General features: G+C 60.5%; 22 protein-coding genes and 1 rRNA gene. 6 read left to right on the top strand and 17 right to left on the bottom strand.

Annotation, left to right across the window (positions count from 1 at the left end):
- Position 1: 1 nt before the first annotated feature.
- The 7 genes from H3H51_RS05585 to H3H51_RS05560 form a co-directional block, all read right to left on the bottom strand.
- Complete coding sequence (locus H3H51_RS05585; protein ID WP_183088062.1) at positions 2-250, bottom strand: hypothetical protein; 249 nt, start codon at positions 248-250, stop codon at positions 2-4.
- Between the two features lie 3 nt (positions 251-253).
- Complete coding sequence (locus H3H51_RS21255; RefSeq protein WP_268945812.1) at positions 254-388, bottom strand: hypothetical protein; 135 nt, start codon at positions 386-388, stop codon at positions 254-256.
- Between the two features lie 13 nt (positions 389-401).
- The gene (locus tag H3H51_RS05580; protein WP_183088061.1) at positions 402-773 is read right to left on the bottom strand and encodes a hypothetical protein; all 372 of its coding nucleotides are present in this window, start codon (positions 771-773) and stop codon (positions 402-404) included.
- A 175-nt stretch (positions 774-948) separates the two neighbouring features.
- Entirely contained in the window at positions 949-1,209 is a 261-nt protein-coding gene (locus H3H51_RS05575) for a hypothetical protein (RefSeq protein WP_183088060.1), read from the bottom strand.
- Positions 1,206-1,412, bottom strand: coding sequence for a hypothetical protein (locus H3H51_RS05570; protein ID WP_183088059.1), 207 nt, complete (start codon positions 1,410-1,412; stop codon positions 1,206-1,208). Before H3H51_RS05570 ends, H3H51_RS05575 begins: the two co-directional genes overlap by 4 nt.
- Before the next feature lie 4 nt (positions 1,413-1,416).
- Complete coding sequence (gene pflM, locus H3H51_RS05565; RefSeq protein ID WP_183088058.1) at positions 1,417-1,698, bottom strand: lysogeny maintenance protein PflM; 282 nt, start codon at positions 1,696-1,698, stop codon at positions 1,417-1,419.
- Between the two features lie 11 nt (positions 1,699-1,709).
- Positions 1,710-1,982, bottom strand: coding sequence for a DNA-binding protein (locus H3H51_RS05560; protein ID WP_183088057.1), 273 nt, complete (start codon positions 1,980-1,982; stop codon positions 1,710-1,712).
- A gap of 494 nt (positions 1,983-2,476) precedes the next feature.
- Here H3H51_RS05560 and H3H51_RS05555 point away from each other — a divergent pair, with 494 nt between their 5' ends.
- Genes H3H51_RS05555 through H3H51_RS05545 form a run of 3 tightly spaced genes read left to right on the top strand, consistent with a single transcriptional unit; the run spans position 2,477 to position 5,735 of the window.
- Positions 2,477-3,592, top strand: a complete 1,116-nt coding sequence (locus H3H51_RS05555) for a PP2C family protein-serine/threonine phosphatase (RefSeq protein ID WP_183088056.1) — start codon at positions 2,477-2,479, stop codon at positions 3,590-3,592.
- Positions 3,593-3,594: 2 nt separating this feature from the next.
- Positions 3,595-4,656, top strand: coding sequence for a serine/threonine-protein kinase (locus H3H51_RS05550; RefSeq protein ID WP_183088055.1), 1,062 nt, complete (start codon positions 3,595-3,597; stop codon positions 4,654-4,656).
- Complete coding sequence (locus tag H3H51_RS05545) at positions 4,656-5,735, top strand: serine/threonine-protein kinase (protein ID WP_183088054.1); 1,080 nt, start codon at positions 4,656-4,658, stop codon at positions 5,733-5,735. Before H3H51_RS05550 ends, H3H51_RS05545 begins: the two co-directional genes overlap by 1 nt.
- A gap of 457 nt (positions 5,736-6,192) precedes the next feature.
- On the opposite strand, the gene H3H51_RS05540 is transcribed toward H3H51_RS05545, so the two are convergent.
- The 7 genes from H3H51_RS05540 to H3H51_RS05510 form a co-directional block, all read right to left on the bottom strand.
- The gene (locus H3H51_RS05540) at positions 6,193-7,194 is read right to left on the bottom strand and encodes an isocitrate/isopropylmalate dehydrogenase family protein (RefSeq protein WP_183088053.1); all 1,002 of its coding nucleotides are present in this window, start codon (positions 7,192-7,194) and stop codon (positions 6,193-6,195) included.
- On the bottom strand, positions 7,191-8,096 hold the full coding sequence (locus H3H51_RS05535) for a DMT family transporter (protein ID WP_183088052.1): 906 nt from the start codon (positions 8,094-8,096) through the stop codon (positions 7,191-7,193). The genes H3H51_RS05540 and H3H51_RS05535 overlap by 4 nt, the downstream gene beginning before the upstream one ends.
- Position 8,097: 1 nt before the next feature.
- Positions 8,098-8,742 (bottom strand): carbonate dehydratase, encoded by a 645-nt coding sequence (gene can, locus H3H51_RS05530; RefSeq protein WP_183088051.1) that lies wholly within the window; start codon positions 8,740-8,742, stop codon positions 8,098-8,100.
- A 60-nt stretch (positions 8,743-8,802) separates the two neighbouring features.
- Positions 8,803-10,053: a C69 family dipeptidase gene (locus H3H51_RS05525; RefSeq protein ID WP_183088050.1), complete on the bottom strand. Its 1,251-nt coding sequence runs from the start codon at positions 10,051-10,053 to the stop codon at positions 8,803-8,805.
- 11 nt (positions 10,054-10,064) lie between these two features.
- Positions 10,065-11,411 (bottom strand): flavin monoamine oxidase family protein, encoded by a 1,347-nt coding sequence (locus tag H3H51_RS05520; protein WP_183088049.1) that lies wholly within the window; start codon positions 11,409-11,411, stop codon positions 10,065-10,067.
- 109 nt (positions 11,412-11,520) lie between these two features.
- Positions 11,521-11,973: a ribosomal protein S18-alanine N-acetyltransferase gene (gene rimI, locus H3H51_RS05515; RefSeq protein ID WP_183088048.1), complete on the bottom strand. Its 453-nt coding sequence runs from the start codon at positions 11,971-11,973 to the stop codon at positions 11,521-11,523.
- Positions 11,970-12,770 carry an energy transducer TonB gene (locus tag H3H51_RS05510; protein ID WP_183088047.1) on the bottom strand — a complete coding sequence of 267 codons (801 nt, stop codon included), beginning with the start codon at positions 12,768-12,770 and terminating at the stop codon, positions 11,970-11,972. The genes rimI and H3H51_RS05510 overlap by 4 nt, the downstream gene beginning before the upstream one ends.
- 300 nt (positions 12,771-13,070) lie before the next feature.
- Here H3H51_RS05510 and mksB point away from each other — a divergent pair, with 300 nt between their 5' ends.
- From mksB to mksF, 3 genes are all read left to right on the top strand, one after another.
- The gene (gene mksB / locus H3H51_RS05505) at positions 13,071-14,312 is read left to right on the top strand and encodes an Mks condensin complex protein MksB (protein ID WP_183088046.1); all 1,242 of its coding nucleotides are present in this window, start codon (positions 13,071-13,073) and stop codon (positions 14,310-14,312) included.
- Positions 14,313-14,423: 111 nt separating this feature from the next.
- Entirely contained in the window at positions 14,424-15,119 is a 696-nt protein-coding gene (gene mksE / locus H3H51_RS05500; RefSeq protein ID WP_183088045.1) for an Mks condensin complex protein MksE, read from the top strand.
- Complete coding sequence (gene mksF, locus H3H51_RS05495) at positions 15,116-17,935, top strand: Mks condensin complex protein MksF (RefSeq protein ID WP_183088044.1); 2,820 nt, start codon at positions 15,116-15,118, stop codon at positions 17,933-17,935. Before mksE ends, mksF begins: the two co-directional genes overlap by 4 nt.
- Positions 17,936-17,996: 61 nt before the next feature.
- On the opposite strand, the gene H3H51_RS05490 is transcribed toward mksF, so the two are convergent.
- The 3 genes from H3H51_RS05490 to rrf form a co-directional block, all read right to left on the bottom strand.
- Positions 17,997-18,305: a PepSY domain-containing protein gene (locus tag H3H51_RS05490; protein WP_183088043.1), complete on the bottom strand. Its 309-nt coding sequence runs from the start codon at positions 18,303-18,305 to the stop codon at positions 17,997-17,999.
- 82 nt (positions 18,306-18,387) lie between these two features.
- On the bottom strand, positions 18,388-20,688 hold the full coding sequence (locus H3H51_RS05485; RefSeq protein WP_183088042.1) for a PqiB family protein: 2,301 nt from the start codon (positions 20,686-20,688) through the stop codon (positions 18,388-18,390).
- A 227-nt stretch (positions 20,689-20,915) separates the two neighbouring features.
- Positions 20,916-20,997: ribosomal RNA gene (rrf, locus tag H3H51_RS21390) — 5S ribosomal RNA — on the bottom strand; the annotation flags it as partial.

Below are 20,997 nucleotides of genomic sequence, written 5' to 3'. Positions count from 1 at the left end.
GTTACCTCATGCGTCTCAGGATTGATGCGACCATTCCACCGGAAAGGCCGATTGCGAAAACCAGAAGCGTCCCGCCGAAACCAACGGCGAAGGCTTCCGGTGAAAAACCGCCCGACACCAAGATGTCGACGTAGCCAGCGGCCTCGGGCGGAATCAGGTAGGCCTGATGCCACTCAAGCGCTGCACAACTCACCGTTGCATCGGGATTGGTGAGCCAGCTTGTGCAGGCCTGAACGGACACCACGGCCATGGATTACGGCTCCAGGCGTGGGGCGGGCGTGTGGAAGGTGTCAGCGAGCAGCTGAGTGCCTTCCAGCAAGCCGGTGGAGTAGCCCCACAGATGCCCGCCCAGGAAAGCCAGCGTGGCGATGAACAAGTAGCGCCCCATGACCGACTACCCCTTAGGCCTTGGGTTGTTCGGCAGGCTTGGCTGCTGGGTTCGGTTGTGGGCTAGGTGCTGCCGTGCGGGCAGCCGGGGCTGGGGCCACGGCTTCGATATGCAGAGCGAGATTGTTGCCCTTCTGTTTGCCAGCCCGAGCCACCTCAAAGGTGATGCGGACTTTTTCGAGCGGGTCGAAATTGGCACCTGCGGCGAATACTTCGTCGGCCACCTCCAGCGGAACATCCATCGAAACGATGGACAGACCGTTTTCGGTTTCGCCGTCCGGCTCATCGCCGTAGAAGACTTTTACGATCTTCACTTCCGAGCCGTTCTGGCTGAACGCCAGTTTCTGAGTGCCCAGAAATGCAACTTCCATAGTCGAACGTGCCATCGGTATTTCCTCACTTGAGTTGCGCGTTATTGCGCGGCTTGCCTTTCTGCAGGCCGAGCGATCCCGCGAAGGTGAATTCTTAAAAATTCACCACCGTGGCTATCTCGGCTTACTGGGGTTTAAGTGACCTATGCGCGGGTCGGTATCGCGTAACACACCAAGGGCCTCGCCCTTGTCATCCCGTTTCGCCACCTTCGCCCGCGACTGGCGGGCCAGTCCCGGACGCCGGAGGCGATGGGGTATCTGGCGGCTCGACTTTGCATGCCTCAACCGCCGATTGCAGGGAGTGGGTGAAGGCCGACTCATACAGGTCGGTCACCTCAATCAGTTGCCACGTGCTCAAGCCGGTGCCGAGGGCAATGCCGATCACGATGGGAATTGACCACTCCCCCATGAGCGCGATCAGGCAGCGGGCCATATAGAAAGAACGGCTCATTCGCCCGCCTCCTGCTCATCGCTTGGCTCTTGGAACTGAAGGGCCAGCCTTGCCAGTTCGGAGCAGGCATTGCAGCCGCAAAAGCTACCGCCGCACTTGGGGCAGTTTTCACGACCGTGATGCCGTTCGGAGGTGTAGGGCTCGACGTGGCTGCAGTCCTGGCACAGCACGTAACCATCGGTTTGCTCAGGGGAAGCGCTCATGGGTTCAGCCCTCCAGCGTGAACGGCTCGTGGATCGGCACGAAAGGCGTGGGCTTGCCCGTGGTGAAGCACTCGCGCCAGTACTGCGGCGGGCGCAGGCTGGGCGTGTGTTTCGCGCAGGTGAAAGCCGGGGTGATCTGCCAGCGACCATTTGCCTTGTGCGCTGATGCGGGGCGGCAGTGGGCGCAGGGTGTGGATTGGCAAAGAGCGGGCTTGGCCGCTTCGCGCTTTGACCAGCACACAGAGCAGTCGCAGTCCTGGGTATGTGTGGGCTTGTACGGGCTCATGGGAGGACGCCTTATTCATCGGCGTAGTCCCCGGCGCAGAACACCGTTTTGCCACGGTCGAGGTCGCGGCGGATGCGGTGCAGGTTGATCACCCGATGGCGACCAATTTTGACGGTCGGCACGGTGTAGCTTTCAGTCCAGCCACGTACCACGTCTTCGCTGATCTTCTCGTTGTCGAGCATCTGAGCCAACGCGAGCTTCGTGCAAAACGGCGCATCGCGAAAATCGGTGACGCGCTCGGGATTCCCCTCAAACGAAAGCCCCACTACACCAGACTGTTCCATGTTCTTTGCCCTATAATCCGAATAATCCTCAAATAGCTTGTTTCAAACTATTTGAACAAACTATAGAGGCGTCATCGGCCAAATTCAAACTATTTGAACAAGATATTTATATCGAATGAGCACAATTGACGAGCGCGTTAGAACCGTTGCATCTATAGCTGGCATGGATCGGCTTGTTCGGGAAACGCCGATAGGCTCGAATCGCTGGAGGACGGTGCTCTACAACAAGGAGATCCGCATCAGCACAGTGGAGGTCGAAGAGCTCAGCAGACTCTATCCACACTATCGATGGTGGATGATTAGCGGAGAAGTGGCGCCTGAGATGGGCCAAACGAGTCCGGCCTATGACGAAGCCAACCGAAACTTGAGCAGTCCGAACGCGGGATAGCGATCACCCAGGAAGTAGCTAGGCGCTGGTATGCCCGATATGAACTTCGGCGGAAAGACAGGAGTCATGACAATTATGGATCAGAAGAGTAAAACGAGAGCCTTATATGAGCACTGAATCGGATGTTGTGTTTCAACGTCTGAAGGCATGGCTATTGCGCAAAATGCCCACAGCATCAATAAAAAAAATCCCGGCATTAAATGCAACTCTTAGCTCAGACATCGGCTATCAGCGCTCGCAAAATCAAGACCGAGTAGCAATGGCGCGCGGACATGATTTTAGCGGAAACGCTTATATCTTGATTGCAATTAGTGACGGCATGGGTGGCATGATTGATGGTGAGTTATGCGCCGCTACTGCTATTGCAGGTTTTTTCAGTTCATTCTTTAGAAACAGCTCAAGTTTTGGAATGCCCAATGACTGGCTAAATTCTGCCACTCTAAGTGCCAACAAAGAAGTCTACAAACTACATAATGGCCGAGGTGGAGCAACTTTATCCGCAACCCTCTTAAGAGCAGATGGAAAGATTCATTATGTAAATGTCGGCGATAGCCGGATATACAGCCAGCACAGCTATCATATAGAACAAATTACTACTGACGATACCATTGCAGCTCAGATGGGTGACGTCGCACCGGGACTCGCCAATAGGCATGAGCTACTACAGTACATAGGGATAGGCGAAGCGCTAGAGCCTCACATTATTAAATCAGAGATACACGACGCAACATCTATAATAATGACTACGGATGGCGTGCATTACCTCGGGAACGAAGTAATGGAAAGAATTGCCATAGTCGCCTCAGACCCAAGCACTACAACTAAAAGATTAATAGACGTTGCAAAATTTCTTGGCGGACACGACAACTGCACCGCTGCCGTTATAGCCATCCCGCCTCAAGCAGACGCTTTTGTTACTGATAGCACGGGAGTGATTGAGCTATGGGATCATAACGGGGAAATTCAATTAATCCCGGTAGCACATAGCAAATCCACACCAAACGAGAAGCCTATTTCTCAGGAACAGATTATATCGGCGGAGGTCGAGCCGAAAAATAAAGACGGCAAAAGCAACCCGGTAAGAATCAAGAGATCGAGAAGGCCTCCGATAAAAAAAGCAATTAAAGATCTGCTAGGCGACGAAATAGAAAGCAAGGCCGCTTCCAAAAAGGAAAATGAAGATCCGAAGTTCACGATGACCTTCAATCTCAGGGAGAAATAAAAATGCAGGGACTGCCAGACCGATATCAACCCATCGGCTCAAGTTTTCTAGGCGGTATGGGAGGAGTAATTCCTTGCACTGACACCGTACTTGAGCGTCAGGTCGCAATAAAATTCATCAAAAGCTCAATTGATCAGAGACGAATGCTAGACGAGCTGGCAGCACTGATGCGGGTACGATCCAAGCACGTAGTTCAAGTTTATGACATAGTGAACACTACAGAATTCGGAACAGGCATAGTTCAAGAGTACATTTTCGGCGAAGATCTTATTGATGGCTTTGTCCCTCCCAAAGATGAAATCACATACTATAAGAACATCTGGCAAATAGCATCTGGCATAAGCGACATCCACGACGCCGGAACCATCCACAGAGATATCAAGCCGAACAATATGAAGCTTGACCCGGAGGGAGTTATAAAAATCTATGACTTCGGACTATCTCGACAAGAAGGTTTTAATGCAGCCACAGTCGGTTTTATAGGGACTCATGGCTTCGCAGCCCCAGAGCTCTACGGTGAAAGCCCCAAATTCACCTCCGCAGTTGATGTCTATGGATTTGGTGCAACAGCTTTATTCCTTGCACTTGGAAGCGTACCTAAAGAATTAGTATGTGCGTATGACAAGCCAGTATCGCGACATCACTTTAACCTAACACCGCTGAACCTAGCTCCGGAAATACAAAGCATTCTAAACGACTGTCTACACTACTCTCCAGAGCAAAGACCTCCCATATCCGCCATCAAGGCTGCGCTGGCCAAGCATATTCTACTCAATCAACATCAAGCACTAGTGGTTCACAAAGGGGTCCCTACTTATCTCACCTCGAAAAACCCAAGCACAACACTAGAGTTTACAAATATTGGAAAAGCAACCATTGAATATAATGGTACAGACTTCATCGTAATAGATGTATCTGGAGAGGTCTTAATAAATAATCGTGTAGTATCAAATGGTGCAGTGCTACCCGGAAGCTGCGTCGTAGCGCTAGGTTCTCCGGCGAGAAGAGCAAATGAGCGAGAGTTCATTACCTTCGACATATCCAATCCAGAGATAACAATATAATGTCTAGATTCGAACAGGGCACTATAATTGGCGAGCGTTACGCAATAGACAGCTACATCAATGAAGGCGGCATGCAATACGTATACAAAGCACATGATCGACTGCTAGATAGATACGTGGCATTAAAAACCCCAAAAAACTCATCTGCAACTAAAAGATTCAAACAAAGCGCCATACTTTCAGCAAAAGTCAACCATCACAACATAGCAAAAACCTTAGACTATGTTAGGGATGGCGAAGATAGATACCTTATAGAAGAACTTATAGACGGCACCGATCTCCAACAAGCGCTGCTAAGCCGAGCACAATTTATCGACCCCCATCTTGCCGCTAGAATATTTAACTACTTAGCGAAGGGGCTTGCAGCTGCTCACCATGCCAACGTTGTGCATCGAGACTTAAAACCCACCAATATAATGGTAACTGGCAAGCATTCATTAACTTCGATAAAAATAACAGACTTTGGCATTGCCACCATGGCCAAAGATGAACTTGTAGAAGCTATCGAAGGCGGCGACTCCACCCTTTCCATGTCTCAAACTGCAGTTGGCGCCCTTCCATACATGGCTCCTGAAGCAATTGAAAGCCCTCGAACTGTAAGTGCAGCAGCAGATATCTGGTCTATTGGAGCGATGTTTTATCAACTAATAACTGGAGCCTTGCCATTTGGAAATGGTTTAAAAGCAGTTCAGAGAATCATGAATGTAGATATCACCCCTCCACCTGCTTTTGTTCTATCAAATCCACAATTCAGACCGCTCGCAGAAAGCTTATTATCAATATCGCTTTCCTGTCTAAAAAAGAATCCAAAAGACAGACCAACAGCAGACAGCTTAGTTTCAGCCTGCAGCAGGCTTTGCTATGCAACTGCTCAGCGACATGAAGGGCAGATCAATAACTTCCTTCACAAAGCATGGGGCTTTATATCCCAAGAAGAAAATAATGTATTCTTCCATAAAGAGAGTGTATACGGGCCAAATCCTATCAAAATAGGGGCTCATGTAAACTTCTCAAAATATGATGGTGGAGGCTCCTTTCGGGCCCATCCAGTTTTAATATATGACGACCAACCGGAGTGACTACATCGACAGCTTTCTCTGGAAAGCTCTGGCGTAGCGGGAAGAAAGTAAGGCTAGAAGGCCCATTCTATGGGTTTGTGGGGCTTACTCTGGCGCCACTCAGGTGATTCATAATGCTGGGGTCCGGGGTTCAAGTCCCTGCGTAGCCACCAAACAAAACAAAGGCTTACCTTCGGGTAGGCCTTTGTGTTTCTGGGCTAGCAATTTCCCGGTGCTCTATCTATATCCATGCAGCCAGGATCACCAACAGCTCCAATCCGAGAATGACGTACAAGCCATTCTCCACCCATCTGTAGGCCCTACTCACACCTTTCCCCGTAGCCGTACGATAAAGGCCGTAGCTGGTAACAGCAGTTGCTAGCGCCGGGAAAAAAGCCAATACAGCCATCACCACTCCTTCCTCCTTAAAGTTTTACGCCCCCACGAATTCGAGCGTTCTTACTGCCTCCACCCACGCTCAACCAATCCGTGCCAAAACACCTTCTGATACCACCCGCGTCGTATCCCCCGCCAGATCGTCACGCCACTCCTCGCGTAGAAAGTCCGCCACCGCACGCTCCAAGCGCTCCGCCAAATCCTCACGCTGCCAGTGATGACGCAGTAACAGAGCAATGCTAAGGATGGCAGCCAGCGGATTGGCGCGGCCGCTGCCGACAATGTCGGGGGCGCTGCCGTGTACCGGTTCGGCCAGGGCCAGGCCGTTGCCCCAGTTGAGTGAGGGTGCCAGGCCCAGGCCGCCGCTCCAGTGGCAGGCCAGGTCGGAGAGGATGTCGCCGAACAGGTTGCTGGTGACGATCAGGTCGAAGGTTTCTGGCTGCGCCACCAGTTGCAGGGCCGCCACATCCACCAGGCGTTCATCCACTACATCGCGCCAGCCCTGTGCTTCGAGGTGCGCGCGGCAGGTGTCGCGGAACAGGCCGCAGGTCAGTGGCAGCACGTTGGCCTTGTGGACCAAGGTGATACGCCGCGCCTGGCGCTGGGCAGCTACCTGCGCAGCGCACTCGGCCAGGCGCTGGCTGGCGGTGCGACTGATCACCCGCTCGGCAATCGCCACACCCTCCTCCTGCCAGTGTTCGCGGCCGCTGTAGAGGCCTTCGCTGTTCTCACGCAGGATCAGCAAATCGATGCCTACCTTGGGCGATACCTGCGGCCAGCTGCGCACGGGCCGCAGGTTGACGTTGAGGCCGAGTTGCTGACGCAGGGTAAGGATGGCGCTGCGGTAGCCTGGCACCTGATGGCTCGGCGATGACACCGCGCCAAACAGGCCGGCGCCGCAGTTACGCATGGCCTGCAGGGTGACCTCGGGCACCGCCACGCCGTGGCGCTGGAAGCATTCCCAGCCGGCCTCGGCTTCGACCAGAGTCAGATCCGGCAGCAGGCGCTGCAGCACCGCCACGGCTACCGGCACCACTTCCTGGCCGATGCCATCGCCGGGGATCACGCAGAGGCGCGGGCTCATGTCCGCCCGCTCTGCAGCCTGCCAGCCAGCAGCAGGCCGGCGAAGATCAGAGCGCCGCCGACCCAGTGGAAGTCCTGCAGCCCCTCGCCCAGCAATACCCAGCCCAATAACGCGGTAAACACCGGCATCAGGTAGTTGCTCATCGCCGTGCGCGCCGCACCGAGTTCGCGTAGGCCGATGTTCCACAGTTGGTAAGCGATGACCGACGCGAACAGTGCGGTGTAGCCAATCGCGGCCAGATTGCCCAGGCTCGGCTCGAAGCGCGCACCCTGCCACAGCTCCCAGACGTACAACGGCGAGAGCATCAGCAGGCCGAGCAACACCAGGGCACCGAGCAAGGTGAAGGGTGGGACCTGGAAGTGCGCCCGCCAGCGGCGCAACAGCAGCGAGTACAGGGCCCAATCCAGGATTGCCAGCAGCATCAGCACATCGCCCTGGGCGAAGGACAGGCTGCTCAGTACCTGCCAACTGCCTTTGGCGATCAGCCAGAGCAGGCCGATCATCGCCAGGCCCAAGCCAACCCAGGCACGCCGCGCCGGCCACTCGCCCAGCAGCAACCCCGCGCCAATGAAGGTCGCCAGCGGCAAACAGGTGCTCACCAGGCTGAGGTTGATCGCCGCCGTACTCTGCGCCGCGGTGTAGAGCATGACGTTGTACAGGGTGATGGCCAGCAATGCGGCGACCCACAGGCGCCAGCCGGCGCGGCGCAGCACCTGGCGATGCGCCCAGAGAGACGGCCCCACCAGGGGCAAGAGGATCAACAGCGCTATCGCCCAGCGCCAGAAGGCCAGCGAGAAAGGCGGAATGATGCCGGTGAATGCACGGGCGACCAGTGAGTTGCCCGCCCAGAACAGGCTCGCCAGGGCCAGACCCAGCCAGGCGAAGAGTTGCGCGCGAGGCAACTCAGGATTGGCCGAGCGGGCGCAGCCGGTATTGCGGCGGCAGTTGTTCCAGGCCGCTGACGGTGACGTTGAGATTCTTCCAGCGACCGTCCTTGATGCCGTAAATGCAGCCGTGCACCGACAGCTCCTGGCCGCGATGCCAGGCGTTCTGCACGATGGTGGTGTGGCTGACGTTGGCCACCTGCTGGATGACGTTCAGCTCGCAGAGGCGGTCGACTTTATCTTCCTCGTTGTCGATCGCGGCGAAGTGTTCGCGCTGCTCGTAATAGAGGTCGCGAATCGAGCGCAGCCAACCGTCGATCAGGCCGAACTGGCGGTCCTGCATGGCCGCGCGCACACCACCGCAGCCGTAGTGGCCGGTGACCAGGATGTGTTTGACCTTGAGCACGTCGACCGCGTACTGGATCACCGACAGGCAGTTGAGGTCGGTGTGCAGCACCACGTTGGCGACGTTGCGGTGGACGAAGATATCGCCCGGCAACAGGCCGACAATCTCGTTGGCCGGTACCCGCGCATCCGAACAGCCGATCCAGAGGAACTCGGGAGTCTGTTGCTTGGCCAGCTTGGCGAAGAACTCGGGGTCCTCCTCGTTGATCGCCTCGGCCCAGCGCGCGTTGTTGTCGAACAATTGCTGCAGATCGCTCATGTCTATCCTCCCGTGCCCGCGGCGAAACATACGGAGCCGCCGCCCCATTTACAAGGCGTTTCAGCCCTGTAGAGCAGCCTTGCGCCGCCACCACAGCGGCAGTGATATAGAGCCGGCGCTGGCCTCGACCTGCCAGTGGCGATGCCAGGCCGCTGCCTGTTCGGCCGCGCCCTGCCAATCCACCTGAGCGGCGCCCAGCTGCTCCAGCAACCGTGGCTCCAGCGTAGCGCGACTGGCCCTGAGCGCCTGGCGAAAACCCTCGTCGACCAGCGCACGCCGGTGCACGGCCTCGAACTGCCACCAGAGCGAGGCGGACACCGGCTCTTCGCTACGACTGAGCAACGCGGCCCCTGCGCCCTCGTCGAAGCCCAGCGGCTGAAACAGACCGAGGCACGGGGCGGATGTGCCGGTCGCGGCCAGTTCGATGCGTTCAGGCTGCAAGCGGGCGATCAGGCTGGCAGTGGTCTGCGACGGCCGCCAGAAGGCGCCGGCATGCAGGCACACCTGACGATTGTCGTGGTGGTGCAGATCGTCGCCGCGCCGGCCATGGCTGCGCAGCGCCGCCGTCAGTTCAGCCCAGCTGGCAGTGGCCGGGCACTGCGCGAGGAAATCCTGGTTCAACGCCCGTCGCCGATGCGCCCCACCAACCCAGGGCAACAGGCGGGTATCGAAGGCACGGGCGAAGTGGAAATCGCCGCGCCCGTCCCAACAGCCCAGCTTGCGCGCCTGCCCCGGCAGATCGGCACTGCTCAGGTCGAACTCATGGCCAAGGCTCAGCGCGTTGGAAATCGCCCAGCGCTCGACGCGCTTGGCCGCCCACAACTGCCCGGCCGTTTCCAGCACCCAGGCCTCACCTGCGTCAGCGATCAGAAAGCTGTTGTCGTAGCGAAAGCCCTTGTCGCGAAAACCGGCCGGACCGCCCTGGCCGAAGCGCTCGAGGTGCTCGGTGATCACCGCCAGCGCTTCGCGGGCCGAACCACCACGCTCCAGGCCCAGGCGCAGCAGGTCCATGCCCAGCAGCGCCTCGCCGCGCTTGCGCGTCAGGCGGGTGAACACCGCCTCGTTGCCGATCACCACACCGCGCTGGTTGACGCCCATTTCGCCGCCCCACAGCCAGCTCGGCTGACTGAGGATCAGGCCGTGGCGCTCGGCCGTCTGCGGGATGCGCAGGTAGGTGGTCTGCAGCTCACGCTCACGATCGCCCTGCACCGCCTCGATACGCAGCAGGCGCTGTGGCTCGGCCGGCTCGCGGTCGCTGTTCTTGGCAAACCAGGTCTGGCCGCCTTGGCGCATTACCAGGGTGTCGCACATGCGCGCCTCCTTTATTCGGCTGCCAGCACTTCGCTCACGGCACGCTCAGCAGCCTGCACAGCGCCGTCGAAATAACCCATCCAGCGGGTAGCCGTCTCGGTACCGGCAAAGTGCAGGCGGCCGAACGGCTCGCGCAGGCGCACCGCCCCGGACGTCCACAAACCCGGCGGGAACAGCGCGGCGTAGCAGCCACGGGCGAACGGTTCGTCGGCCCAGCATTTGTCGACGTACTCCAGCGGCGCCAATGCCTGCTCGCCGAAGTAGCGGGCGAAGCATTCGAGCACCACCGCGCGCCGTTCGGGCTCGCTGCGGGCGCTCCAGTGGCGCGCCTCGTCGCCCTCGATAAAGCCCATCAACACGCCATGCGACGAGTCCGGCAAGCTGTTGTCAAAGGTCAGGCGCACCGGGCCTAGCTCACTGGTGGCCTGGCCGGAGAGGCCGCGTTCGCGCCAGAACGGTGTTTCATACAGGGCCATGCACTTGATCACCGCGCCTTGCGGCTGGCGTTGCAGCAACTGGTCGCGCCAGCCCGGCAGCTGTGGCTCCTGGCTGATGCGCAGGAGCATGGTCGGCGGCACGGCGAAGATCACGCGCGCCGCGCGATGCACACCCTGGTCGGTAACCAGCTCGACGCCTTGATCATCCTGGCGCACCGCCCGCACCGACTGCTTGAGTAACACCGCATCGCCCAGGCGCTCGACCAGGGCCAGGCAGATACGCTGCGAGCCGCCGGTTATGCGGTCCTGCTGGGCGCCGCCCTCGACGCCGAGGATGGTGTCGAAGTCGGTGCCGCTGTTGACGTAGAACAGCACATGCAAAAAAGACAGGTCATGGGGGCTGGCGGCGAATACCGCGCCACTGAGCAGCTCGAACACCTTGCGCCCGTGGGCGGTCTTCAGGGTCCGGTTGATCCACTCGGCGAAGGTCATGCGATCCCACTGCGCCGCCTTGGGGTGGCGGGCCGGATCGTCCAGGGGAATCTGCCGCGCCAGCCGTTCGAAACGCAGTTGCGCCTGCAGCACGTCGAGCAGCACATGCGGGGCGAAACGCGGGATGGTGCCGCGATAGGACTTCAGCGCGCCGCCGAACAGGGTCAGGTTGTCGCCCTGGTTCCACAGCGGGAAGGTTTGCAGGCCCAGCTCGTCGATCAGGGCAAGGATGCGCTCCTGGGTCGGCCCCACCCACTGGCCACCGACTTCCACCACCTCGCCACTGGCAAAGGCATGGTTGAGCGTGCGCCCACCGACACGGCCCGACGCCTCCAGCACCCGCACCGAACGCCCTGCCTGCTGCAAACGCCAGGCCGCCGTCAGCCCGGAAATACCCGCGCCCACCACCAGCACATCGACCGCGTTCATTGGCTGCTCCGCCTTATTGTTATGCCTCGATCCTACGCGGCAAAACAACAGCGGACAAAAGCCGAAAGCGCCAAAACGGCGGACATCTACAAGGGCGGGAGCAGCGGGATCAGTCGAGCAGGGTGCAGGCCATCACCAGTGCATCTTCGCGACCACCCGGCGCCGGGTAGTAGTCGCGGCGCCGGCCGATCTCGTTGAAGCCGAAGCGCTCGTACAGGCGGTACGCCGACTGGTTGCTGGCGCGCACCTCGAGGAAGCATTCGCCAGCCTTCATGGCGTAGGCGCGACGCATCAGGTGCTCCAGCAGCAGCAAACCGTAGCCCTTGCCCTGGCTCTGCGGGCGCACGGTGATGTTGAGCAGGTGCGCCTCGTCGATGATCACCTGGATCACGCCGTGACCGACCTGTTCCTCGCCCTCGAACATCACCCAACAGTCGTAGGACTTCAGGCCATCCTCGAAGATGCCGCGCGTCCAGGGATGGCTGAAGGCCGCGGCCTCGATCTGCAGCACGCGGTCGAGATCCGCCGCGACCATCGGGCGGAAGGTAATGGCGGTGCTCATATGGAAGGCTTCCAGCGCTGCATCACCCGACGCATGGCTTGCCACAGCTCACGCTTGCGCTCGGGCTCGTCCATCAGCAGTTCCAGCCCCGGCAGCGCCCAGGCAGGGCCGAGGCCGTCGATGGTCAGTTCGCGATTGAAGCTCTCGGCATCGCCTTCGCCAGCAAAACGCACGGCCGGTAAACCGATCAGCCACAGGCAGGCACACGGCTGGCTTTCCAACTGGCCAGCCAACACGCCCTGCACATAGTCACGGGCGGCATCCGGGCCCTGATCGAGGTTGCCGCGCGACAGCAACGGCCAGTGGATCGGCGAACCGTCACCAACCTGCTGCGGGCTGTCCGGCAGGCCGGCGGCGCGCAGCAGGTCTTTCAATAAGAGATAGGCCGGGTCGCGGCTCTGGAACGATTCGCCGGTCGGCAGTTCGACCAGCAGGGCGCAGTCGCCAGCCCGCAGCAGCTGCAGGGCGAAGCGCGGCGGCGGTACGGGGGTAGTTCGGGTTGGTGCCGGGGTTTCTTCTGCTTCGGTCGCGGCCGGCTCTGCCTTGATCATCGGCTTGGGCATCGACACGGCCGGGCGCGGCACTTCGATGCTCGGGCGGGGGGCCGGCGCTTCTTCGCGTACCGTTGCAGGCGCGGCAGCCGCTACCGGCGGCGCGACAACCGGCGGCTCCGGCTCGGGCAATGGCTGCAGCAGCTCGGCCCGCGACGGCGCGGCAAAGGGCAACACACTGCGCGGCAGCCAGCTGACCACCTGCATGGCGGTCAGATAGGCACGGCGACGGGCTTCTTCGATCAAGGTAGAGAGTTCCTGTGGCGGGCAGCGGCCCGCTCTGATGGGCGGGAATTGTGGCCTGAATCGCCGCGTCGGGGAAGGCCGACAGGCGTTTCGACACCCGGTCGGCCAGCCCCACACCTTTGCAGTACAATTCCGCCGCCTTTGAACTATTGATGATCTCGCGAGCTAGAGCCAGACAAGGCAAAAATGGCTGAGAAAGCGCAGTTTACGAGCTGTAAATGAGCATTTCGAAGCCATTTTTAACGCCGACTGGCCGACGCGCAGCAGATCAGGAAAGCAGCCTGCAGAACGGATGCCCCAATGATTGACCCCAAGCGCGTACTGCGCGCCCTCGCCGAGCACTGGACGCTACTGGAACCGCTGTGCGAGCGCTTCGACGCCGGCACCCTGAGCCTGGTGGAACTGCGCAACCAGCTCGGCGCCCAGTTGCCCGAGGGCAGCCCTGCCGACATCACCGCCCTGCTCGACCAGTGGATTCGCCTGGATATCCTGGTGCCGGTGGCCAAGAGCCCCAACCGCTTCGAGCTGAACGCGCAGATCCACGACTTCCTCGCCTACCTGCGGCGTGAACACCGCCTCGGCCTGTGCCTGGAGATCGAAGCCTACCTGCGCCACCTGGAGCGCCTGGCCGGCTATATCCAGGACGCGTTTGAAGTCCGCGACGGCAACGACCTGGCGCGCCAGCTGCGCCTGCTCGACATGCGTGTGCGCGATGTACTGAAGAAGCTCGGCAATGACGAGCAGGCGCTGATCGGCGTGGCCGAGCGGGCCAAGACCAGCGACCGGCAGATTCCGCTGCGCCAGCGCTACGCCGAAGTGCTGGCGACCTGGGACGAATACGTTGAGCCGATGATCCAGCTGGTCGCCGCCGACGGCGCCTTCGAGCAGGGCGTGCGCCGCGTCGAGCAGGTGCTGCTCAAGCTGCTCGGTGAACAGCAACGCCTCGGCCAACTGGTCGACGACGATCTGCTGCTGCGCACCCACGCGCGCATCCTGGAAATGCAGACCACCGCCCAGCTGACCCTGCGCAAGGCCCGCGAGCTGCTGCTGCCGCTGCGCGAGGAAGCGCGCCGGCACAACGCCGTGACCCGCGGCGCTGCGCTGGCCCTGGCGGCAATCCGCAAGAAGGGCCTGGATGCCGTGCCGCAGGCCTCCCTGCCGTTGCACACACGACCGCAGAGCACCTTCCTCGGCACTGCTTCGCAGGTCGAGGCATACGTCTACGCCCTCGCCCGCTTCGAACCCAAGCCGTCGCAGTTCCCCAAGGCCAGCACCACGCGCAAGGGCGAACCACAACGCGCACCGCGCACCGCGCGCGAGATGATCGAGCGCTGCGAGCAGGCCCTGCCGCTGCCGGACCTGATGGTCTGGCTGCTGGAGCAGGAACCGACCGGCGCCACCGACGAATTGCTCTACTGGTTCTCGCGCCTGTCCCGCGATAGCCGCTTCCAGCGTGAACGCCTCGAGCGCCGCGATTACCTCACCCGCGAGCATCAGGTCAGCCTGAGCTCCTACGCGCTGGTAGGCCGCCCTCATGGTTAAGCCTTGCGTAGGGTGGACAACGCTCTGTTTGTCCACCATCCAGCACCTCGAATCCTCTGGTGGAAAACGCTTCGCGGTTTTCCACCCTACGACTGCCTGCGAGCATCGCGTATGAATATCGACCTGAAAGAACTGACCCAGCTGGCGCCGATCTTCCGCGAGCTGTTCAAGGGCTACCACATCAGCCGCCGCGACCCGGAGCTGTACACCCAGCTGTCCAACCTGCAGGACCAGTACCGCGCGCTGTTCAAGTCGCTCGGCTACGAGCTGACCTGCGACACCCGCGGTTTCTATTACTTCGTCCCCGAGCAGATGGGCGCCCAGGTGAACAAGACCGCCCAGCGCCTGGCGCTGTTCACCTTCATCCTGGTCGAGCACCTCGCCGACCAGGGCCGCGACCCGCTGGCCGTGCTTGATGGCGGTAGCCTCGGCCGCGACGAGCTGCCGCCGCTGCTGGACAAGTATAAGGACCTGTTCCTGCAGGCCGAAGTCACCACCCAGGAAGAACTGGAAGAGAAGGTCATGCGCCGCCTGACCCAGCTCGGCTTCGCCGGCGAGGAGAACGGCGTGTACCGCTTCCTCGCGCCGATGCACCGCTTCCTCGACGTGTGCCTGTCCGTGCAACAGGACCGCGACCTCGCCGCCAGCCTGCACAGCGCCCTGCCGCTGCCGACGCCGGTGCTGGTCGCCGATGAAGTCGAGGACGACATCGTGATCATCGAACCGGCCGACGCCGAAGAAAGCGAAGAAGACGCCCTGGCCCGCGCCATGGCCGAAGAACGTGATGCCCAGGAGATCGACGCATGAGCCAGGAACGCTACGGCATCCGCCGCTTCGCCCTGCTGAACACCGCCGGCTACAGCCTCGGCCTGTTCCCGCTGGAAAACCCGCTGTCGGTGTATGGCGCCAACAACCTGGGTAAATCGGCGTCGATCAACGCCCTGCAGTTCCCGATCCTGGCGCGCATGTCGGACATGAGTTTCGGCAAGTACAGCCTGGAGCAGTCGCGCAAGTTCTACTTCGCCAGCGACACCAGCTACATCCTCGTCGAAGTGTCGCTGCCCCACGGCCCGCACGTGATCGGCGTGGCCGGTCGCGGCCCGGGCGGCGGTTTCGGCCACCAGTTCTTCGCCTACCGTGGCGAGCTGGACCTGCAGCACTACCAGAGCAACGGCACCTGCCTGCGCCAGCGCGAGCTGTTCAACAACCTTGGCCAGGCCGGCATCGTCGCCTATGAACTGAAGCCCGATGAACTGCGGCGCCTGCTGGTTGGCGGACACACCTCGATCCCGCTGGACCTGACCCTGATCCCGCTGCGCTCCACCAGCGAGCAGAGCCTGAAGACCTTCCGCGCCCTGTTCATCAACCTGCTGCATATGCGCGAGATCACCGCGGCGAAATTGAAGCAACTGTTCCTCGACGCTTTCGAGCACAGCCTGCGCTCCGGAAGCGTCGACTATATCGCCGCCACCGAAGAGGCGTTCCGCGATGTGCGCCGCATGGAGCAGGACTACCAGGCACTGGTCACCGCTGGCCCGCTGATCGAGGCGCTGTCCGCAGGCGTGGCGCAGCGCGAAGTGCTGCGCGGCAAGCTGCATCGCCTGTCGCCGCTGCTGGATAACCTGCTCGGCACCTGGCAGGACTACTCCGGCGCCCGCCGCGACGAACTGCTGGCCCAGCACGAGCATTACCGCGCCGAGCAGGACGGCCTGCAGCACGAGCAGCGCGGCGGCACCCAGGAGCTGATGCGCCTGGAACGCGAGATCAGCGAGATCCAGCGCTGGATGGGCGAACTGGCGGTGCTGAAGAACCGCTTCGCCCTGGTCGACGATGTGAAAGTGCTGGAAGCACAACTGCTCGCCGCCAAGGACGCCCACGACGAACTGGCCGGCGCCCTGGCGCAGTCGCGGCAGTTCTCCGCCGAGGACCTGGACGAGCGTCTGCGTGACCTGGAGAAACGCCTGAAGTCGGTCAAGCAGCAGCTCGACCACGCCGACAACAACAGTTACTCGCGCCTGCGTGAGGAGTTCAGCCAGGCCGACGTCGATCGCCTAATGCGCCTGTTCAACGGCCAGCTGTTCAGCCTGCCCCTAGGCGAGAAAGGCATCCAGGCCGAGGGCGACGACTGGGTCAAGGCCGTGGAAGCGGTGCTGGATCGCTTCAAGGGCGAGCAGTTCAGCGTGCCTGGCCTGACCATCGACCTCTCGCATATCGAGCCGCCGGCCCTGCAGGCCCTGGCCGACCGCGCCGCCCTGCGCGACCAGCGCGATCGCCTGGAGCGCGAGCTCAAGCAACTCAAGACCCAGCAGGCCGTGGCTGCCGACCGCGCGGCGAGCAAGGCCCAGGCCGAGCAGCTGTACAAGGACGTGCTGGACGCGCAGAAGGCGCTGGAAGACTTCCGCCGCTGCCAGACTCTGTCCGTCGAGGACGCCAGCAAGCTAGAACAGCTGGCCCAATTGGAGGCTGCCCAGGACGAGCTCAAGCGCGCGTCGGACGCCTTCACCGAGCGCGTGCAGCAGCTGTCCGCCAAGCTGCAACTGGTCGGCCGTCAGTTGGCCGACCTGGAAGCCAAGCAGCGCACCCTGGAAGACGCCCTGCGCCGTCGCCAACTGCTGCCGGCCGACCTGCCATTCGGCACGCCGTTCATGGACCCGGTCGACGACTCGCTGGACAACCTGCAGCCCCTGCTCAACGACTACCAGGACAGCTGGCAGGCGCTGCAGCGTATCGACGGACAGATCGAGGCGCTGTACGCCCAGGTACGCCTCAAGGGCGTGGCCAAGTTCGACAGCGAAGACGACGTCGAGCGCCGCCTGCACCTGCTGGTCAACGCCTACGCGCACCGCCAGGACGAAGCCCTCACCCTGGCCAAGGCGCGCCGTGCTGCCGTGACGGATATTGCCCGTACCCTGCGCAATATCCGCAGCGACTACGACAACCTGGAACACCAGCTGGCGCTGTTCAACCGCGAGATCAACAAGCGCCAGGTGTCCAACCTGGAGAGCTTCCGCATCGTCCTCGCACCGAACAAGGACGCGCTCAAGCACATCGACCAGATCATCCACAGCGCCGGTAAGTACGAGGAAGGCGAGACCCTGTCGGTGTTCGACCTGCAGCAGAGCGGCGATCAGGACGCCAAGAACGAGGAGGCCAAGGAGTACCTGGCGCGCCTGGTCGCGGCCAACCACAACCAGCTGGGTCTCAAGGACCTGTTCGAGCTGGCCTTCGAGATCACCAAGGTCGGCGGCGCGCCGGTGATGCACACCGACATCGACGGCGCCGCCTCCAACGGCACGACCATGACCATCAAGGCGCTGACCAACATGTACCTGTTGCTGCACCTGATGGATCGCGAGCAGGCCGGCAAGGTACGCCTGCCGTACTACCTCGATGAAGCGGCGGACATCGACGAGCGCAACCAGCAGGCGCTGATCGAGACCAGCCTGCAGCTGGGCTTCGTGCCGATCCTGGCCTCGGTGAAACCGCAGGTCTCGGCAACCGTGGCTATCGATCTGGAAGGTGGCAGCGGCCCGAACGGCATCTACATCGACGAAGCGGACTGGAAGTTCATCAAGCGCCGCGAGGTGGTGAAAGCCGCCGAGCCGGAAAGCCAGCCGGCCTGATCCTCAACCCGCACAAACGACAAGGGCCGCATAAGCGGCCCTTTCGTTATCTGGCGATCGATCAATCGTCGCGATGGTCTTTGAGGATCTGGCCACTGGTGGCATCCAGCTCCAGGTCCCACTGCACGTTTTGCGCGTCACGCAGTTCGACCTGATAGATGTAGCGGCCGTATTCCTCTTCCAGCTCGGTCTCTTCGATCTTGCTGCCGGGGTGCTTGGCGATGGCAGCGGCGTTGAGCTTCTCGAAGCTCTGGATGGTGCCGGCATCACGCAGCTTCAGCGCTTCGTCCGGCCCCAGGTCACGGGCCTGGACAACACCGGCAGTAGCAGCAAGGGCAGTAATGGCAAACAGGGCAGTCAACTTGTTCATGTTCAATCTCCGCTAGGGGTAGTTGGTTCCGACAAGAAACAAGATAGCCGCCCTGACTTAACCCAAACTGAATCGCCGCCGCTTACTTATCCAGCACGATCTTCGGTGCCCACTTCATCCATTCCTCGTTCGGCTCTTCGTTCAAGGCAAAAGTCTGCCCAGGAATCGCCGGCCCGCCCATCTGCGCATTGTCTGGCGTGGCAAAGGCGATCCCGCCCTCGAGCAGCGCTTCCAGGGACTCGGTACGCACCTTCAGGCCTTTGAACAAGCCGGCGTCCACACCAATGCCACTGGCGTTCCAGAAGCGACTGCCGCTGCGCACCAGAGGCGCATAGCGCGACTCGATCAGCACATGAATCAACACGCGATCAGAGGTTGGGCCTAGCTCAAAGCGGGTGACCTTGCCTACCGGCACCTCGCGATAGCTGACCACCACACCCGGCTTGATCGAGCCACGACGCGGGGCGCTCAGGATGACCTTCAGGCCTTCCTCACGGCTCTCGGCAATCGGCGTCTGCTGGCGTATCTCGAAAAAGGTCTGCGCCTTTCCAGGTTTGCTGGCCGGCTGCACTTCGAGGTACTGACCACTCACCAGCGTCTCCAGGTTGGCCGTACGTGCCAGGCCCAGCTCGGGCTTGACCACCCAGAACTGGCTGCCCACGGCCGCGATACGCGTGGTCGCCTTGGTGATACGGGCATTGAGCAACACGGCCTGCAGATCGTCGGTAAACTCGACTGTTTCGATCTTGCCGACCTCCAGCCCTTTGTAACGAATCACCGTGCCCGGATTCAGGCCGTCACCGCTGGCCACCTTGATCTGGATCGCCACGCCCTCCTGCACGGCATCACTGCGGTCCTTGTGCAAAGTGAAACGCTGGATCTTGCGCTCAACCGGCGCCTTCATATCCGGGGTTTCGAAACTGACACCGCCAGCCAGCAGACTCTGCAAGGAATCACTTTTGACTTCGATACCGGATAGCCCGCCAGTCAGCGTGATGCCACTGGCGTTCCAGAAGCGTGTGGAGCTGTTCACCAGGTTGGCGTACTCCGGCTCGATATGCGCACCCAGAACCACTCGTTTGCGGTCGTGGGAAAACTGGTAGCTCTGGATCGAGCCGACCTTGACCTGGTGGTAGAGGATCGGGCTGCCCACATCCAGCGAACCCAGGGCATCGGCAAACAGCACCATGTGCAGGCCCGGCGCGCCGAGATCCAGAGGCGGCGCCTTGGCCCGAGCCACGAAATTGCGCGAAGGCGCAGCGCCCTTCTCACCCGGGCGAATGGCAATGTAGTTACCTTTGACCAACGCCTCCAGACCGGTAATCCCCGCCAGCGAGATGGACGGTTTGACCACCCAAAAATCGGTCCCTTCGACCAAATAATCTTCTGTGCTCGGGTCTAGGGCCAGCTCCGTGGAAGCACCTGCCAGGTCCTCATCGACCTTGAAGGCCTTCAGGGTGCCGACCTGAATGCCCTTGTACATGACCGGTGTGCGCCCAGCCTCCAACCCCTCGAAGTCGGTAAGTTTCAGCGCAACCTTGATCCCGGACTGGGCGGCCTCGTAATCCTCATAGAGACGGAAAGGAATGGTCGGGTCGGTTGCTGGGCTATCGGCACGATGTTCCGGCGTGGCAAACGCAATGCCCCCTGCAACAATGCTGGAAAGCGACTCGGTACGTACCTTGACGCCAGACAGGCCGGCATCGATGGACACACCACTGGCATTCCAGAAGCGTGTGTGCTTGCGCACCAGGCTGGCGAACTGAGGCTCAATGAATATCTTGATCTCTACCGTGCTTTGGTCAGCAGCAAGGACATAGCTTTTCACCTTGCCGACTTGAATCTGCTTGTAGAACACCGGGCTATCGCGATTCAGCGAGCCCAGCCGATCAGCCTTAAGGATCAGGTGCAAACCAGCAACGCTATCCGCCAGAGGCGGCGCTTCTGTGAGCGCCACGAACTCCCGAGTGGGTTCTCCCGCCCCTGGATTCACAGTGATGTAGTTACCGGAAACCAGGGTTTCCAAGCCGGTTATACCTGCCAGAGAAACACTCGGCTTAACCAGCCAGAAGCGCGTGCTGCTGCGCAGGTGATCTTGAACCTTCTTGTCCATCTCGATGGCGACCCGCACACCGCGGTTCTTACCTTGGTCGTCGAGCTCCATGGCCACGACCTTGCCGATCGACATCCCCTTGTAGACCACCTCGGTCTTGCCGACCTGAATCCCATCCCCGCTCGGAAAGAACACCTGGATCTCGATGCCAGCCTGATCATAGGCGCGCCAAGCGAGCCAACCACCAATCAACATGGCAATCAGGGGCAGAATCCAGATGGCGGACCAGTTGGTTGTTCGGCGGGTTTTGGCTGATTTCAGCTCAGTCATGATCGAGGTCAGACTCCATTCCAAAAATACATAGATATGTGCGGAGCTCCACGATACCCCCAGTGGTAAAGGTTCCCGCCTAATGAGAAACAGCTTACAGGCTAGATTCTAGAGCGACAACGCACTACCGGCGGAGGCAGCAAAGCCAGCCAGACTTCAGGAGTTTTCCTAGCCCAAAAAGCCAAACCCCCAACCCGTTTACACGGATTGGGGGTTTGGGGATAGGAGCTTGACGATGACCTACTCTCACATGGGGAAACCCCACACTACCATCGGCGATGCGTCGTTTCACTACTGAGTTCGGGATGG

Origin of the sequence: Aquipseudomonas ullengensis (assembly GCF_014174475.1) — a bacterium.
Classification (GTDB): domain Bacteria; phylum Pseudomonadota; class Gammaproteobacteria; order Pseudomonadales; family Pseudomonadaceae; genus Aquipseudomonas; species Aquipseudomonas ullengensis.
The sequence above is the reverse complement of the archived record's forward strand: the minus strand, read 5'-3'. Positions and strand labels throughout refer to the sequence as shown.

Coding starts and splice junctions, on each gene's coding strand:
- H3H51_RS05585 (WP_183088062.1), bottom strand. CDS start 250: ATGGCCGTGGTGTCCGTTCAGGCCTGCACAAGCTGGCTCACCAATCCC.
- H3H51_RS21255 (WP_268945812.1), bottom strand. CDS start 388: ATGGGGCGCTACTTGTTCATCGCCACGCTGGCTTTCCTGGGCGGGCAT.
- H3H51_RS05580 (WP_183088061.1), bottom strand. CDS start 773: ATGGCACGTTCGACTATGGAAGTTGCATTTCTGGGCACTCAGAAACTG.
- H3H51_RS05575 (WP_183088060.1), bottom strand. CDS start 1,209: ATGAGCCGTTCTTTCTATATGGCCCGCTGCCTGATCGCGCTCATGGGG.
- H3H51_RS05570 (WP_183088059.1), bottom strand. CDS start 1,412: ATGAGCGCTTCCCCTGAGCAAACCGATGGTTACGTGCTGTGCCAGGAC.
- pflM (WP_183088058.1), bottom strand. CDS start 1,698: ATGAGCCCGTACAAGCCCACACATACCCAGGACTGCGACTGCTCTGTG.
- H3H51_RS05560 (WP_183088057.1), bottom strand. CDS start 1,982: ATGGAACAGTCTGGTGTAGTGGGGCTTTCGTTTGAGGGGAATCCCGAG.
- H3H51_RS05555 (WP_183088056.1), top strand. CDS start 2,477: ATGAGCACTGAATCGGATGTTGTGTTTCAACGTCTGAAGGCATGGCTA.
- H3H51_RS05550 (WP_183088055.1), top strand. CDS start 3,595: ATGCAGGGACTGCCAGACCGATATCAACCCATCGGCTCAAGTTTTCTA.
- H3H51_RS05545 (WP_183088054.1), top strand. CDS start 4,656: ATGTCTAGATTCGAACAGGGCACTATAATTGGCGAGCGTTACGCAATA.
- H3H51_RS05540 (WP_183088053.1), bottom strand. CDS start 7,194: ATGAGCCCGCGCCTCTGCGTGATCCCCGGCGATGGCATCGGCCAGGAA.
- can (WP_183088051.1), bottom strand. CDS start 8,742: ATGAGCGATCTGCAGCAATTGTTCGACAACAACGCGCGCTGGGCCGAG.
- H3H51_RS05525 (WP_183088050.1), bottom strand. CDS start 10,053: ATGTGCGACACCCTGGTAATGCGCCAAGGCGGCCAGACCTGGTTTGCC.
- H3H51_RS05520 (WP_183088049.1), bottom strand. CDS start 11,411: ATGAACGCGGTCGATGTGCTGGTGGTGGGCGCGGGTATTTCCGGGCTG.
- rimI (WP_183088048.1), bottom strand. CDS start 11,973: ATGAGCACCGCCATTACCTTCCGCCCGATGGTCGCGGCGGATCTCGAC.
- mksB (WP_183088046.1), top strand. CDS start 13,071: ATGATTGACCCCAAGCGCGTACTGCGCGCCCTCGCCGAGCACTGGACG.
- mksE (WP_183088045.1), top strand. CDS start 14,424: ATGAATATCGACCTGAAAGAACTGACCCAGCTGGCGCCGATCTTCCGC.
- mksF (WP_183088044.1), top strand. CDS start 15,116: ATGAGCCAGGAACGCTACGGCATCCGCCGCTTCGCCCTGCTGAACACC.
- H3H51_RS05490 (WP_183088043.1), bottom strand. CDS start 18,305: ATGAACAAGTTGACTGCCCTGTTTGCCATTACTGCCCTTGCTGCTACT.
- H3H51_RS05485 (WP_183088042.1), bottom strand. CDS start 20,688: ATGACTGAGCTGAAATCAGCCAAAACCCGCCGAACAACCAACTGGTCC.